This window comes from Streptomyces sp. SD15 (assembly GCF_054462255.1).
Window position 1 is genome coordinate 57,951 of record NZ_JBTLMO010000021.1, and the last position, 14,153, is coordinate 72,103.

Below are 14,153 nucleotides of genomic sequence, written 5' to 3' on the forward strand. Positions count from 1 at the left end.
CGAGCCGTCACTCAGCTCTGATCGAGCAGCGTCAAGAGTTCGGTGTTGTAGAAGTCGTCGATGGAGCAGGCGCCCGACAGCGTCGAGAAGTACCGGTCGATCAGCTCCTGGTGACCGACCAGTTTCCGCAGCAGCTCGGCCCGCCCCTCGGGCTTGAGCTCGGCCACGTTGAGCGCACCCTGATAGTGGCTGAGGGCGTCGTCGTCCAGGTCGTCCTCGTAAGCCTGCAGCGCGTCCTCGAGTGCCGCGTCGTCGTGCAACCGCTCCCCGATGTGGTCGGTGAGCGACTGGGCCTGGACGAAGGCTTCGGTGATACCGCGGGCGGTGATGGAGTCCTTGTGGTTCACCGCGTCACCGACCAGCGCCCACCCGGGCCCGAAGGCCTTGCGGAAGTAGTTCTCCTGGTGCCCGGTGCCGTACAGCTGCTCCACGCGCTCGCCCGCCGACATCCGCTCGTACAACTCGGGCGCCGTCGTGCGGAAGGCATCGAGGTAGGCAGGTTCCACCGCCTTGCGGATCTCGGAGAACTCGTCCTGCGGGAAGTAGGTCATGAGCAGCGTGAGGTCGTCGTTGGTGGGGATGACACCGATCCAGCGCCCCTGCCGCTCGTACAGCTCGAAGTGCGAGGGAACCCCGGCCCAGTAGCTGTAGTAGGTGCAGGTCATCCGCGGGTGCTCGATGATGTTCGGCGCGCCGACCTTGCGGGCCACCAGCGAGCGCATGCCGTCCGCGCCGACGACCAGGCGCGCCCGGTCCGTCGCCTCGGCGCCGCCGGGCGTCGTGTACCGCACCCCGACGACCCGGTCGCCCTCAAACACCAGATCGTTGACCGCGCAGGACTCCCGAAACTCCACGCCGGCCGCCACGGCACCGTCCGCGAGGATCGGGTCGAGCACGTACCGCCTCGGCGCGTACGTGGTCCGCTGGCCGTCGATCGGCAGGGAGAAGCCGTCGATGCGGACACCGGGCGCCTCGTAGCTCTGGTGGTCGATCGGCCGGCAGCCCGCGTCGCGGAGCTTGTCGAGCAGCCCCCACCGATTGAGCAGCGCCACGCCCTGCGTGTGGATGTAGTGCGAGGACAGCGTGTCCTGCGGGAACCGCGCTTTCTCCAGGAGCAGCACGCGATAACCCTGCTGCGCGAAAAGCATGGCCGTCGGCGAACCCGCACAACGGGCACCTATGACAATCACGTCGTACATGGCGCCTCTCTTACCTCGTGGCTTCTTGGATTCCAACGGCCGCAGCCGGAAATGTCGTTGCGATTGAGCGCACTGTCGATGCAGCGGAATGAAATATCCGCTGCCGCACACGAATGTGATGCTAGCCGCCCGAACCAATGGGAGAAATACACACGGCACTGAACCCGGGCCGGTCCCACGGTCACCCAAAACCGGGCGATCCCACCCGTCCGCGCCCATGACGGGGTGCCGTGTCGTGTCTCGCCGGCGAGACACGACACGGCATCGAACAGGCACGACGCTAGGGGGTTACCGCACTCTGGGATTCGATGTACGCGGAAATGGACGCCACGGTCGGGTTGAGGAACATCTGGTCCACCGGGACCTCGACGCCCAACTCCTCGATGAAAGCACCCTGAATGCTGGCCATTATCACGGACTGGCCGCCCAGGGCGAAGAAGTCGTCGTCGACCGATATGTCGTCGCGCTGGAGTTTCCGGCACCAAATGGCGCGCACCTCATCGGCGATCATCACAGTCCTTTCGGTTGTCATCAAGGTCCGTCGACTATGCCGTGGTGCCGCTGCCGACATACTGGTCCCGGCACGTATCGAGCAGCGCGGCGCGGTCCGCTTTCCCGTGCGGGCTCAATGGAATTCGCGGGATGCGAATGAACCTGGCCGGCACCATATTCCGCGGCAGCGTCCTGAGGAGGCCGGTGCGCAGGTCGTTCTCGTCGAGATCGTCCCCCGCCGGGACGATGAACGCGATCAGCTCGGCCTCGCCGGAGTCGGTGTACGTGACCGCCACGGCGGCCTCCCGGACCCCGGCCAGCCTGCCGAGCGCGCGCTCGACGTCGGTGGGATCGATGCGCATGCCCCGCACCTTCACCTGCGCGTCCATCCGGCCGGCGACGACGAGTTCGCCGGCCTCGGTCACGTAGCCGCGGTCGCCCGTGCGGTACAGCCTGCGCGGCGCACCCTCGACCACGATCGTCGTGAACTTCTCGTTCTCGGGGCCGGAGCCGTTGAGGTAGCCCGCGCCGACGCCGGCCCCTGAGATGCAGATCTCGCCGTACTCCCCCGCGCCGACACCGCGCAGTTGCTCGTCGAGAAGGTGGATGTCGGTGTTGTGGGCCGGCCTGCCGACCGGTGCGATGTCCTGTTCGCCGGGCCGGTGCTCGGCGAGGTCGTACGACGTCGCGACATCCGTGCACTCGGCGACGCCGTACTGGTGCAGGAGTGTGCACGTATTGCCCTGGCGCCGTGCCCAGTCGGCAATCCGTTCGACCTTCAGCGGCTCCCCGCCGAAGAGCACGTAGTCGAGCCGGGTGAGCGCTTCACCTCCGCGTGCGGTCTCCCAGTCCACCAGCACGTACAGCGTGCTCGAGGCGCAGTGCACCACGCGTATCTCGTGCTCGGTCAGGATGCGGTAGGCCATCATGGCGTCGAAGTTCCGGCTCGCCATCAGGTGCTGGGTGGCGCCGCAGAACAACGGCGTCATCAGGGCACGCTGGGAGAGGTCGAACCCGAACGCGCTGACGACCAGGTTGTTCGACCCGCGGTGCAGGCCGTACTCGAGCTTCAGCCAGTTCATCAGGTTGAACCAGCCCTCGTGCCGCACCGCGGTCAGCTTCGGCGTACCGGTCGACCCGGACGTGAAGACGGCGTAGCACACGTCGTCGCCCGTGACGGGGACGTCGGGAGAGGTCGCCGGGAGACCTGCCAGGTGATCGGAGAGCTGCTCGAGATCGACGACCTCGACGGCCGCCGACTCGACCATCTCGGCCGTCGCCGGGGAGGCCACGATCAGGGCGAGATCGGGGACCTGGCCCAGCAGCAGCTGGAGCCTCGCCGCCGGGTAGGCCGGGTCGAACGGTACGTAGGCCGCGCCCGCCTTCAGCGTGCCGAGGATGGCGACGAGCATGTCGATCGAGTAGTCGAGACAGACGCCGACCTTCGCCCCTCGGCCGTGTCCGCGCGCGGCGAGGAAGTGCGCGAACCGGTTGGCCCTCACGTCCAGCTCCGCGTACGTCACCTGTCGGCCGGCGCAGAGGACGGCAACGGCGTCGGGGGTGGCTTCGGCGTGCGCCTCGAACTGCTTGTGGACGACGGGCGCCGGGGGCAGGGCAACCCGCTTTCCCTTAAGGATCATCAACTGACTCCGATGTGTGAGGTGTCCGGTCGGACGAGCCGCCGGCGCACCACGGGGAACGGGGGTCGGCCGGCACGTTCGGGCGATGCGCCTCCAGGGCCTGTCCGCCGGACAGGCCCTAGGCGGTCCGCCGCTCGGCGGTTTCGAGCATCTGGGTCACCCACTTGCCGACGGGCAGACCATGCGCGGCCGCGGCTTTCGAGTAGTACTCCAGTTGGCCGGCGGACAGCTCGATGGTGAGCGTGGTGACCTTCTGCCGGCGCTTCTCAGCGGCCGCCGACTCGGCCAGCCGGGGTACCTCTTGCTTCTCGTCGTCGCTGCTCGAGGGGATCTCGGTCGTGTCGCTCTGCGCGGCCAGGCTGGCGCGAACCGTCCTGCGGAGTTCGTTGCGCGACCACTTCTGCTGCTCGGCCTTGCGCAGCCAGTAGTCCTGCTCCGGTGGCGACAGGCGGGCCACCTCGGCGTGGTGGGCGAAGCTGAGGCTGTCCCACCTGCGGTGGTGCTCGAACCGCCTGCCCACCCACGCGTAGTTGCGCAAGGTCTGGTAGTCGAGCCCCGTTCGCTCGATCGCCTCCTTGTACCGCCGCCAGCCGTAGGTGGTCTCCCCGTAGATCAACCAGTCGGCGAGCCACCACGCCGAGGAGTTCACGAGCTCGCGCAGGCTGGTCCCGATCCGTTCCCAGGACCGCTCCGAGAGGTTCTCCGGGAAGATCATCCCCGACTCGTGCACCTTGGCCTGTGTCCCCACGAGGGACAGGACCGTATCGCGCTGCGCGGGCTCACCGCTGTTGTCCACCGGCCCCGCGCTCGCGGTTCTCACAGCGCCCCTCACAACCTTCATCTCCCAACTCAGAGTGTTTGCCCGGGTGTGAACCGATCACTGGACCGAGCACCCGGGCGGCGATCACTGTCGTTCCACTTGGGCCGGCCGCGTGTTCTTCGCGAGCGCCGGCGAGACGTAGGTGTGCGGGCCCGTCGACGGACGGCCGCGAGTCCGGGGTGACTGCAGGGTGTGTGCCGTACGGCCCTTCCGCGTCACCCCCATGGGTCACGAGCGGTGGCAACGGGTTCCGCGGTGTCGACTCGACGAGAATCCGAGCGGCGTTCAGTCCGCCGCCATGGCCTCCCGCAGGCTCTTGGGGCGCAGGTCGGTCCAGTTGCGCTCGACGTGCTCCAGGCACTCGGCCCTGGCCGCCTCGCCGAAGACCACGCGCCAGCCTGCGGGCACCTCGGCGAACACCGGCCACAGGGAGTGCTGCTCCTCGTCGTTGACCACAACGTAGAAGCGGCCGTCCTCGTCGTCGAAGGGGTTCGTGCTCAACTGGCACCGTCCTTAACCGTCATGGGGTGACTCGGGATGGGGAATCGCCAGGCCGGGTGCGAGAAGCACCGGGCGCGGGTTCGCCGATCGGCGTTGTCCGGTCGACAGGACACCCGGCATCGGGGGCGACCCCGACATTGCCACGTCACCGTAAGGATGTGACCGTCAGCGCTACAAGGGCGGCATGCTCGCCGGTCAACCGGTCGTCCGCCCGGATCTGCACCCCACCGGGATCCTCTGTACCCCGCTGCGTTCCTGTGCCACGATGCCGCGCCGTGTCCCGTGGACGGGCCTGTCAGGGCTGCTCGGTTCGGGTCCGGTCACTCCCTGTGGATCCTCGAGCCGATCATCGGCAGCCGCGCGGCCGACTCGCAGAAGCCGCAGGATGCCCGTCCGCTGTCCGCTCCGGTTCGAGCGGTGGTGCGGGGCCTGGCCTTCCGGGCCGGACCGCCGTCGTCGTACGGGCCTGGCTGCCCGCGTTGCCGGTAGCCGTCCGAGGATCGCTCAAGAGCTGCTACACCAGCGGCAGAGCCCCTCTCGTGCACGCGCCCTGTCGGTCGGACACCGCTCTATGGTCGAAGACCCGTGGCCCGATCCGAGGGGGGAGCGATGGACAGCACACGACCTGCCTTGCGCATGTTCGTCCTGCACCACGCGGGGGGCTCCCACCTGCTGTACCGCAACTGGCCTGCCGAGCTGCCGGACACGTGGGACGTGCGGCTGCTCGACGCCCCGGGCCACGGCCACCTGCTCGACCTGCCACAGATCACGGACGCCGGCCACCTCGCCGACTTCCTGCTGCGCGGCATTGAGCCCGAACTGACCTGCCCCTACGCCCTTTTCGGGCACAGCATGGGCGCCCTCCTGGCTTACGAGATCACCTGTCGGCTCGTCGACCGGGGCTTGCCTCTGCCGGTGTGGGTCGGTGTCTCCGCACGAGCGGCACCGCGGCCGGCGGGGCGGAGAAGCGGGTACCACGAGCTGCCCGACGTCGAACTGCGGACCCGTCTGAAGCTGCTCGGCGGCACGCCCGACGGGGCGTTCGACGACCCCGACCTGTGGGCCGTGTACGAGCCGGTCATCCGGGCCGACCTGCGCCTGGTGGAGAACTGGCGCCCCGCTCCCGACTCCGGTCCCCTGCCCGTGGCGCTGTCCGCCTACGCGGGCGGCGAGGACCACTCCGCTTCACCGCTGCGGATGACGGGCTGGGAAGAGCACACCGAGCACTTCCTGGGCCTGCGGGTCTTCGATGGCGGTCACTTCTACTTCGTGGACGATCCCGGGCCGCTGCTGCGGCAGATCGAGCGGGACGCGACCACGGCGCTCGACGCGACGGGCGCGACGCGCTCCTGCTGAACCTTCGGTGAGCCGCCGACGCGTGGCCGCCCGACGCCTGCAAGCGACTGAGATGCCAGCCTGTGTGAGGTGAAGAGATGCAGTTCCGCATTCTCGGTCTCGTGGAGGTCAAGGACGAGCAGACGGGTCTGCGGATCCTTCCCACGGGTGCCAAGCAGCGTGCGCTGCTGGGGGCGCTGGTGGTGAGGGCCGGGCACAACGTCTCCGCGCACCGGCTCATCGACGAGCTGTGGGGCGAACACCCTCCCGCCAACGCGGCGAACGCGCTCCAGCTCCACGTGACCCGGCTGCGCCGGCTGCTGGCCGGCCCGCAGAGCCGGCCCGTCGAACAGCACGCACAGCGCGCACAGCGCCCGTGGATCGTGACCACCTCGCACGGCTACACCCTGCAGCTCGCTCCCGTCGAAACGGACGCCGCGCGCTTCCAGCACCTGACCGCCCAGGGCCGGCGGGTCCTGTTCAATGACCCCGGGCAGGCGAGTGAACTGCTGCGCCGGGCCCTGTCGTTGTGGCGCGGCCCGGCTCTGGAGGGGAGCGTGCTCGGCGACATCTGCGCGGTTGAGGCGGCCCATCTCGAGGAACACCGCCTGACGGCTCTGGAGATGATGTACGACGCGTATCTGCGCACCGGGCGCCACGGCGAGATCACCGGCGAGCTGATGGAGCTCACCATCGATCACCCCATGCGGGAGAGGTTCCACGACCTGCTGATGGTCGCCTTCTACCGCTGCGGCCGGCCGGCGGAGGCGCTCGGCGTGTACGCCCGGGCGCGCAACGTCATGGTGCACGAACTCGGCGTCGAGCCAAGCCCCGCCCTGCGCGGCCTGAGAGAGCGGATCCTCCACCACGACCCGGCCCTCGCCCTGGCGGCGGGCCCCCTCGCGACCAGCCCGTCTCAGGCCGAGGCGGCGCCCGCGGAGGCGAACGCGACGGCCGACGACGCGGTACTCCCCCTCGACGAGGAGATAGCCAGCCTGCACCGCCGCATCGAGCAGCTGCAGCAGGAGCAGCATCGACTGGTGTGCCGCTTCAACGAGTTGACGGCGAGCACGGCACAGCAGGTGGCGGTCGGCTAGGGGGTGTCGTTTGGATCACCTCGGATCAGGCCGCGGAGCATGGTGCGGTGCATCGCAAGGCGGAGCATGACCCGCGTACTGGGCAGCGCAACGGCAGGACGGCAGCGAAGTCCCGTCGACGGGATAACTCCCCCGGGCTGTCACCTGGACGATCACGTACCCGGCCGTCTGGAGCTCACCGAGGATGCCACCGGACGTTCGGCGCCATGCCACAAAGACGTTCGCCGTGCAACCGTTCGAGCGCCACTCCGGCGCCGCTTCAGCCCGCCCCGCGAGACTTCTGGCTGGTTATATGCACCCTTCTCATGGAGGCATGATGGCGCGTCAGGCCGGTCGAACCTCGGAGTCGCATGGCGGCCCGACAACCGCCCTCCCTCAGCCCCCGCCACGGCAATCGCGCACCGCGGGGGCCGCGCCGGACCGGGGCCAGGTGCTGACGACCAAGGTGGGCCTGCAGATGCCGACCGGGATGGCCTACGACGAGTGGGAGCGGTCCGGGCGCCAGCTCGCCGGCGTCCTCGACTCGTCCTCCTGGTGGCTGGGCGACTGGCTCGTATACGGCAAGGACCACTACACCGACCGGTACCAGCGCGGGATACGCGCCGTCGGCCTCTCGTACCAGACCCTGCGCAACTACGCGTGGGTCTCACGACGCTTCGACCTGACTCGGCGCCGGCCCGCCCTGAGCTTCCAGCACCATGCCGAGCTGGCCTCCATGCCGGTCGAGGAACAGGACTTCTGGCTCGACCGCGCCGAGCAGCGGCAGTGGACCACCAAGCAGCTGCGCGGCGCCCTCCGCGCCGCGCGCCAGAGCGAGCAGGAGCCGCCCACTCCCACCGAGCCGAGCCGCCGCCTGGAGGTTCCCGGCAGCCGTCTTCAGTGGTGGCACAAGGCTGCGGAGCAACTGGGTGTCGATTTCGAGCAGTGGGTGATGACCACGCTGGACAGCGCGGCCACGAACGCCCTGGAGGACCTCGGCAAGCCGGAGGAGCGGGGGGAGATCTCCGAACTCAAGGGCATCAAGGGCCTGGCCGCGTCGGTCGCGGGCGTTTCCGAGGAGAACGCGCGGCCCGGGGGCATCGCCGAGCGGGCCCGGCCGGTGGCCATCGGCGCCTGAGTCCCCGGCGCCGAGGCCTCCGGCGCCGAGGCCTCCGGCACGTCACGGCAGCCGGCTCATCAGCCTGGCGGTCTCGCGCTTGTATGTGCACGCGCTCTGCCCGAACGACTCCCGTACCCGGTCGCGCACGTCGCCCGGTTGCTCCTGGCTGAGCTTGAACATGCCCTCGGCCCCGGTCACCGTGAACCGGAAGGCCCCCACGGCGGGCGCGATCTTGCGGAAGTAGTCGAGCGACTCGGTCATGTCCCAGCCGTTGCCGAACGCCCCCTCGAAGGCGCGCACGGTGGACTGCACCACGCCCAGCGTCTCCTCCATCGAGTCGATCTTCTCCACCACGCCGCGGACGTGCACCGCCGTGAAGTTCCAGGTCGGGGCGGCCGGCGTCACCTCGTACACCGTGGGCGACACATAGGAATGCGGACCGGTGAACGTCAGCACCTGGACACTGCCCGTCTCCAGCGCCGCCCAGTGCGGATTCGCCCGGTTCAGGTGCCCGAGCAGCGTGGCCCCCGGCAGCTCGCCGGACCAGTCGCCGGACGTTTCGGGGTCGAAGATGACCGGCAGATGCGTGGCGAACGGCCCCCTCTCGGGGCCGCCGTTCGCCACCGCGAGCGCCAACGGATTATCGCGGATCAGGTTCACCATCCACGAACTTTCCGGTTCGCGGTAAAAGCTGGGCACAAACATCCGGATTCACCCTTTCGGAAATTGGCTCAGGGCATGGCTGCGGCTCAGGTCATGACTGATCGCATCACTCCGGGCACATACGCCGTCGGCCGCGCCATGGGGAGATTCTGAGAATCCGCGCCGACCATATCTCCGTCCCGTCAACAGGACAACGCTTCCGGATGTCGAGCACCTCGATAGAAGGTCTCGAACGTTCTTCATGTCGTCTTCGAGTTGCCTTTGAGACGCTCTCCGCAGCACACTGCAGAACGGTCTCTCGGGCCACCGGCCGATTTTTCCAGACGCAAAGCGGGAGAATTTTCTATGGGCATAACGGGCAGGCGCAACCAAGAGATCTACGACCTGGTCGGTATCGGGTTCGGCCCGTCCAACCTGTCGCTCGCAATCGCCTTGGAGGAGCACGGGGCGAGCGCTCCGCAGCATCCGGTCACGTCCCATTTCTTCGAGCGGCAGCCCACGTTCGGCTGGCACCGGAACATGCTGCTGCCGTCGACGACCATGCAGATTTCATTCCTCAAGGACCTGGCGACCTTCAGGAATCCGATGTCCCGGTTCAGCTTCATCTCGTATCTGCACGCCTCGAACCGGCTGGTGCAGTTCGTGAACAACCAGGACTTCTTCCCGACCCGGCAGGAATTCCACCAGTACCTGGAGTGGGCGGCCGCCGGCCTCCGCGACCAGGTCACCTACGGCGCCGAGGTCACCTCGATACGGCCCTGCGCCGACGAGGCCGGGGACCGGACGCCCGACCTCCTCGAGATCGAGGTGCGCGGCAGCGACGGCACCATCAGCGTGGTCACCGCACGCAACGTGGCCATCTCGACGGGCCTGGTGCCGCGCCTGCCGGAGGGTGTGACGGCCGGCGAACGGGTGTGGCACAGCTCGGAGTTCCTGAGCAGGTTCGACGCACAGGCCCCGGACGACCTCAAGAGTGTGGCGGTGGTCGGCGCCGGCCAGAGCGCGGCCGAGATCACCCGGTTCCTCCACGACTCGCTGCCGCACGCCCAGGTCTCCGCGATCATCCCGTCCTACGGCTACTCCGTCGCCGACGACACCCCCTTCGCCAACCAGGTGTTCGACCCCGGCGCGGTCGACGAGTACTACTTCGGCGCCGAGCGGGCGCAGGACGCGTTCTGGCGCTACCACCGCAACACCAACTACTCGGTGGTCGACGCCGACGTCATCCGGGCGCTGTACCAGCGTTCGTACGACGAGGAGGTGCGCGGCAGCCGACGGCTGCACTTCCGCAACCTCACCCGGGTCGACGAGGTCAAACGCCTCGGGAGTGGAACGCGGGTGGTCCTGCGCTCGCTGCTCGACGACCGGACGGAGGAACTGGCCGTCGACGCGCTGGTGTTCGCCAGCGGCTACGACGGCCTGGACCCGGCCCACCTGCTCGGCGACTTCGACCAGCACTTCCAGCGCGACGCGGCGGGCAGGCACCGGGTGGAACGCGACTACCGCCTCGTCCCCGCATCGGGACTGACCTGCGGCGTCTATCTCCAGGGCGGCACCGAGCACAGCCACGGCCTGTCGTCGTCGCTGCTGTCGAACATCGCGGTACGCAGCGGCGAGATCGCCGATTCGATCGTGCTGCGGCGCACCGAGCGGGAGCTTGAGCGTGCCCGCCCCGTGGCGGAAGCGCCGTCGGCCGTCTGATGCGGCCCACCCCACGGCAGTTCCGGGGTGCGCCCGGTCACCTCACGCGGCGTCGGCGGCGGCCGTGCCGACGTCCATCGCGTCCCGCAGGCTCCGCGGCCGCAGGTCGGTCCAGTGCTCCTCCACGTAAGCGAGGCACATGTCGCGGCTCTCCTCGCCGAACACGATGCGCCAACCGGCGGGAACCTCGGCGAACGAGGGCCACAGCGAGTGCTGCTGCTCGTTGTTCACCACAACGTAGAACCGGCCGCCCAGGTCGTCGAACGGGTTGCTGCTCATCAATCCACTCCACTTCGAGCCGGCCACGATTCACTTTCGAGCGGAGAGTGAATCATCATCCATCAGTGGGATGGAATTGGCAGAACATATTCAAGCAGGAGAAGCAGTCGGCCATTTCAAGCGAGTTGACGGGAATCGACTTCCGTCGGCCCGCGTCCGCGCGCGATGATTTCGGCGCAATCACAGCTCGGGCCGACAGGTATTCACCTTCCCAAGAGCCCGCATCAGAGCCAAGTGTTTTCGTGCCGAACTCAAGCGCATGTCCACCGGTCATCGGGCCCGGCCCGTGGCCGGCGTCCTCCACAGAAGGAGTCGTGCCCATGAGCACCAACTGCCCGGTCGGCGGCCTCGTCCCCCGGCGTGCGCTCTCATGACCGTCAGCGTGCACCCAGCCCAGGTCAAGGCCCGGTCCATCGGCGACGCCCTGCCGTGGCTGGCCCGCCACCAGGGCCGAACGGTCGTCATCAAACTGGGCGGACACGCCATGGTCGACGAGGACCTCACGGCGGCCTTCGCCCGCGACGTCGTCTTCCTGCGCTACGCCGGGCTGCGGCCCGTGGTGGTGCACGGAGGAGGCCCCCAGATCGATGCCGAGCTCGCGCGGCGCGGCCTGGAGCGCGAGTTCAAGGCCGGGCTCCGCGTCACCTCGCCGCCCGCGATGGACGTGGTGCGGATGGTCCTCGCCGGCCAGGTGCAGCGCGAGCTGGTCGGGCTGATCAACCGCTTCGGTCCTCTGGCCGTCGGCATGACCGGCGAGGACGCGGGCACCCTCACCGCGGTGCGGCACATGCCGTGGATCGACGGGGAGCCGGTGGACGTCGGCAGGGTCGGCGACATCACCGACGTGGACACCGGTGCCCTGGACAGTCTGCTGGCGGACGGCCGGATCCCGGTGGTCTCGCCGCTCGCCCGCAGCGCCGAGGACGGCCTGGTCTACAACGTCAACGCCGACACCGTGGCGGCGGCGCTCGCGACCGCGCTGCGCGCCGAGGCGCTCGTCATGCTGACGGACGTCGCGGGTCTGTACGCGGGCTGGCCGCACAGTGAGGAGGTCATCCAGCGGCTCACGGCCTGCGAGCTGGAGAAGCTTCTGCCGGAGCTGAGCGACGGCATGGTGCCCAAGATGACCGGTTGCCTGCACGCCGTGCGAGGCGGCGTGGGCGCGGCCCGGGTGATCGACGGACGGATCCCGCACTCGGTCCTCCTCGAGATGTTCACCGACGACGGGGTCGGCACGGTGATCGTGCCGGACCCGGACGAGGTGGAGATCCTGCCGTGAACGAGCAGCGGCAACAGCGACGGCAACGGCGAACCATCGGCTCGGCATGGCCCCGCAGCGGCCGATCCCGGCTCACCGGCACCCGAACGGCGACACTCGAGCGAAGGCGAGGGCAGCGCCCGTGACACACACCCCCTGGGCTCCTCCCTCGGCCGAGGGCCGCGTCCACGCCATGCCGTCATCCGGTCCGGCGGATCAACATGCCCGAGGACCGGCCGACTTCATCCGGCATCCGCTGGACTCGGGCCGCCTGACGCACGCGGCGGATCTCACGCCGCAGCTGGCGGCCCTCGGCCACGAGCTGGCCGTCGCAGCCGAAGCGGACGGGGACGAGGCCCGCGCACTCGCCCGCCGTCTCGCCGTCTCCCTCTCGCCCGAGGCCCGGCTCGTGCTGCTGAGCGCCCTGGCCGAAGCCGACGCGTCGCTCCCCGGCCGTCCCGAGTCCGGCGATCCCGAGTGCCGGCCGGCGCCCCGGAACGATCCGCCCGACGGTCTCATCCGCCTGCGGTTCGCCGATGCGATCGCGCTCGAACGTGCCGGCGCCGCCTTCGGCGCCGGATCGGGCCCGGGCCTCGGCGACGCGTGGAGCGACCCCGCGACGCTCACCCTCCGGATCCGCGGCGACGCCGGCATCGAGACCCTGCGGGCCGTGCTCGCGGTCCTCGACGCGGCAGCGGTCACGGCCGAGTCGCTCACCGTTCACACACACGAACTGGACGACGTCTTCGCCGCGTTCACCGGCCTGCCCTGAGCTCCGGGCGGGACCGTCGCCTGCCCCGTCGGCCGCCCGTGAGTGCGCGGGGCCACCGCCGGCCCGATGTCCCGGAGCACCGGACGGCGGTGGCCGCGGGGGCGCCGTGTCACGACAGCGCGAGGGTGCAGCACTTGACGCTGCCGCCCGCCTTGAGCAGCTCCCCCAGGCTCACTCCGATCGGGTTGAAGCCCCGCTCCTTCAGCTGTGCGATGAGCCCGGTGGCCGCCTGGGGCAGCAGCACGTTGAGCCCGTCGCAGAAGGCGTTGAGGCCGAACACCGCGGCGTCCTGGTCCGAGGCGAGGACCGCGTCCGGGAACATCTCCCGCAGCACCGCCCGGCTGCCCGGGCTGAAGGCCGCCGGGTAGTACATGACCTCGTCCGACGAGAGCACCGAGAGCGCGGTGTCCAGGTGGTAGAAGTTCGGGTCGACCAGGGTCAGGCCCGTCACGGGGATGCCGAAGAACTCCTGGGCCTCCGCGTGCGAGCGGGAGTCGGTCCGGAAGCCGGTGCCGGCCAGCATCCGGCGTCCCACGCGCAGGTAGTCGCCCTCGCCCTCGTTGATGTGCTCCGGCCACAGCAGCTCGTGGAAGCCGTTCCGCGCGAACCAGTCGAGGTAGGCCGGCCCCTCCGCGGTCCGCTCCCGGTGCCGGAACCGGGCGCCGAGGACCTTGCCGTCCACCACGGTGGCGCCGTTGGCGGCGAACACCATGTCCGGGAGGCCTTCGATCGGCTCGACCACCTCGACCGTGTGCCCGAGCGAGAGGTACAGCTCCCGCAGCTGCTCCCACTGGAGCAGGGCCGTCTCGGCGTCCGTCGGCTTCTCCGGGTTCATCCACGGGTTGATGCTGTAGGTCACGTCGAAGTACTGCGGGCGGCACATGAGCAGACGGTGCGCAACGGCCTTCCGTTCCGCCCGGGGTGCCCGTTCGTCGACTGCGGCGCCGTTCATGGGCATGGCGGGTTCCTCCTTGTGTTCTTCGTGAGAGAGGGATGCGTGCTCGGCGCGGCGGGGTGTGCGGCGCCGGCCGCTCGGCCCGCGAACGGGCCGTCGTCAGACCTCGATCAGGCCGCTCGCCCGGGGCCCGTGGGGTGCCGGGGCAGCGGTGGCTGCGCATCGGACCGTGGGCATCCGGGTCGAGGGCGGGCATCGGGCAGGGGGCGGCGTGCCGCGGGGCAGGACGGGGCGGGGCCGGGCGGGGAGGGTCCGCGACAGGTCCAGGCTCTCCGCACGGCTTTCCCCAGCAGCCCCAACTCCCCTATGCCACAGGGCAGTTGACTGCCTCCATCCTAGTCC

Annotated in this window: 14 protein-coding genes; 6 read left to right on the forward strand and 8 right to left on the reverse strand. The window is 69.5% G+C overall.

Translation table 11 applies throughout. The features are described from left to right. Positions 1-11: 11 nt before the first annotated feature. The 5 genes from ACX28W_RS21770 to ACX28W_RS21790 form a co-directional block, all read right to left on the reverse strand. Complete coding sequence (locus ACX28W_RS21770; RefSeq protein ID WP_459000681.1) at positions 12-1,199, reverse strand: NAD(P)/FAD-dependent oxidoreductase; 1,188 nt, start codon at positions 1,197-1,199, stop codon at positions 12-14. 280 nt (positions 1,200-1,479) lie between these two features. After that, positions 1,480-1,731 (reverse strand): phosphopantetheine-binding protein, encoded by a 252-nt coding sequence (locus tag ACX28W_RS21775; RefSeq protein WP_459000682.1) that lies wholly within the window; start codon positions 1,729-1,731, stop codon positions 1,480-1,482. Between the two features lie 13 nt (positions 1,732-1,744). Continuing rightward, positions 1,745-3,331, reverse strand: coding sequence for an amino acid adenylation domain-containing protein (locus ACX28W_RS21780; RefSeq protein ID WP_459000683.1), 1,587 nt, complete (start codon positions 3,329-3,331; stop codon positions 1,745-1,747). Positions 3,332-3,449: 118 nt separating this feature from the next. Beyond that, positions 3,450-4,151 carry an LmbU family transcriptional regulator gene (locus ACX28W_RS21785; protein WP_459000684.1) on the reverse strand — a complete coding sequence of 234 codons (702 nt, stop codon included), beginning with the start codon at positions 4,149-4,151 and terminating at the stop codon, positions 3,450-3,452. Between the two features lie 285 nt (positions 4,152-4,436). Next, entirely contained in the window at positions 4,437-4,652 is a 216-nt protein-coding gene (locus ACX28W_RS21790) for an MbtH family protein (RefSeq protein WP_459000685.1), read from the reverse strand. Between the two features lie 609 nt (positions 4,653-5,261). On the opposite strand from ACX28W_RS21790, the gene ACX28W_RS21795 reads away from it, so the two are divergent. From ACX28W_RS21795 to ACX28W_RS21805, 3 genes are all read left to right on the forward strand, one after another. Further along, the gene (locus tag ACX28W_RS21795; RefSeq protein WP_459000686.1) at positions 5,262-6,008 is read left to right on the forward strand and encodes a thioesterase II family protein; all 747 of its coding nucleotides are present in this window, start codon (positions 5,262-5,264) and stop codon (positions 6,006-6,008) included. Positions 6,009-6,085: 77 nt separating this feature from the next. After that, positions 6,086-7,084, forward strand: a complete 999-nt coding sequence (locus tag ACX28W_RS21800; protein ID WP_459000687.1) for an AfsR/SARP family transcriptional regulator — start codon at positions 6,086-6,088, stop codon at positions 7,082-7,084. A gap of 430 nt (positions 7,085-7,514) precedes the next feature. Next, complete coding sequence (locus ACX28W_RS21805; RefSeq protein WP_459000688.1) at positions 7,515-8,201, forward strand: LmbU family transcriptional regulator; 687 nt, start codon at positions 7,515-7,517, stop codon at positions 8,199-8,201. A gap of 42 nt (positions 8,202-8,243) precedes the next feature. Here the strand turns inward: ACX28W_RS21805 and ACX28W_RS21810 are convergent, their stop codons facing one another. Further along, positions 8,244-8,888 (reverse strand): FMN-binding negative transcriptional regulator, encoded by a 645-nt coding sequence (locus ACX28W_RS21810; RefSeq protein WP_459000689.1) that lies wholly within the window; start codon positions 8,886-8,888, stop codon positions 8,244-8,246. Between the two features lie 303 nt (positions 8,889-9,191). Here ACX28W_RS21810 and ACX28W_RS21815 point away from each other — a divergent pair, with 303 nt between their 5' ends. Next, complete coding sequence (locus tag ACX28W_RS21815) at positions 9,192-10,547, forward strand: lysine N(6)-hydroxylase/L-ornithine N(5)-oxygenase family protein (protein WP_459000690.1); 1,356 nt, start codon at positions 9,192-9,194, stop codon at positions 10,545-10,547. Between the two features lie 42 nt (positions 10,548-10,589). On the opposite strand, the gene ACX28W_RS21820 is transcribed toward ACX28W_RS21815, so the two are convergent. Then, positions 10,590-10,826, reverse strand: a complete 237-nt coding sequence (locus tag ACX28W_RS21820) for an MbtH family protein (RefSeq protein WP_459000691.1) — start codon at positions 10,824-10,826, stop codon at positions 10,590-10,592. 370 nt (positions 10,827-11,196) lie between these two features. Between ACX28W_RS21820 and argB the strand changes: the two genes are divergently transcribed. Next, complete coding sequence (gene argB, locus ACX28W_RS21825; RefSeq protein WP_459000692.1) at positions 11,197-12,105, forward strand: acetylglutamate kinase; 909 nt, start codon at positions 11,197-11,199, stop codon at positions 12,103-12,105. Positions 12,106-12,226: 121 nt separating this feature from the next. Beyond that, positions 12,227-12,856, forward strand: a complete 630-nt coding sequence (locus ACX28W_RS21830; RefSeq protein ID WP_459000693.1) for a hypothetical protein — start codon at positions 12,227-12,229, stop codon at positions 12,854-12,856. 109 nt (positions 12,857-12,965) lie between these two features. On the opposite strand, the gene ddaH is transcribed toward ACX28W_RS21830, so the two are convergent. Continuing rightward, positions 12,966-13,808: a dimethylargininase gene (gene ddaH / locus ACX28W_RS21835; RefSeq protein WP_459000812.1), complete on the reverse strand. Its 843-nt coding sequence runs from the start codon at positions 13,806-13,808 to the stop codon at positions 12,966-12,968. Positions 13,809-14,153: the final 345 nt, after the last annotated feature.

Bases quoted from the DNA above. Each gene is read 5' to 3' on its own strand.
- argB (WP_459000692.1), top strand. From the start codon at position 11,197: ATGACCGTCAGCGTGCACCCAGCCCAGGTCAAGGCCCGGTCCATCGGC.
- ACX28W_RS21770 (WP_459000681.1), bottom strand. From the start codon at position 1,199: ATGTACGACGTGATTGTCATAGGTGCCCGTTGTGCGGGTTCGCCGACG.
- ACX28W_RS21815 (WP_459000690.1), top strand. From the start codon at position 9,192: ATGGGCATAACGGGCAGGCGCAACCAAGAGATCTACGACCTGGTCGGT.
- ACX28W_RS21800 (WP_459000687.1), top strand. From the start codon at position 6,086: ATGCAGTTCCGCATTCTCGGTCTCGTGGAGGTCAAGGACGAGCAGACG.
- ACX28W_RS21775 (WP_459000682.1), bottom strand. From the start codon at position 1,731: ATGACAACCGAAAGGACTGTGATGATCGCCGATGAGGTGCGCGCCATT.
- ACX28W_RS21820 (WP_459000691.1), bottom strand. From the start codon at position 10,826: ATGAGCAGCAACCCGTTCGACGACCTGGGCGGCCGGTTCTACGTTGTG.
- ACX28W_RS21795 (WP_459000686.1), top strand. From the start codon at position 5,262: ATGGACAGCACACGACCTGCCTTGCGCATGTTCGTCCTGCACCACGCG.
- ddaH (WP_459000812.1), bottom strand. From the start codon at position 13,808: ATGAACGGCGCCGCAGTCGACGAACGGGCACCCCGGGCGGAACGGAAG.
- ACX28W_RS21810 (WP_459000689.1), bottom strand. From the start codon at position 8,888: ATGTTTGTGCCCAGCTTTTACCGCGAACCGGAAAGTTCGTGGATGGTG.
- ACX28W_RS21780 (WP_459000683.1), bottom strand. From the start codon at position 3,331: ATGATCCTTAAGGGAAAGCGGGTTGCCCTGCCCCCGGCGCCCGTCGTC.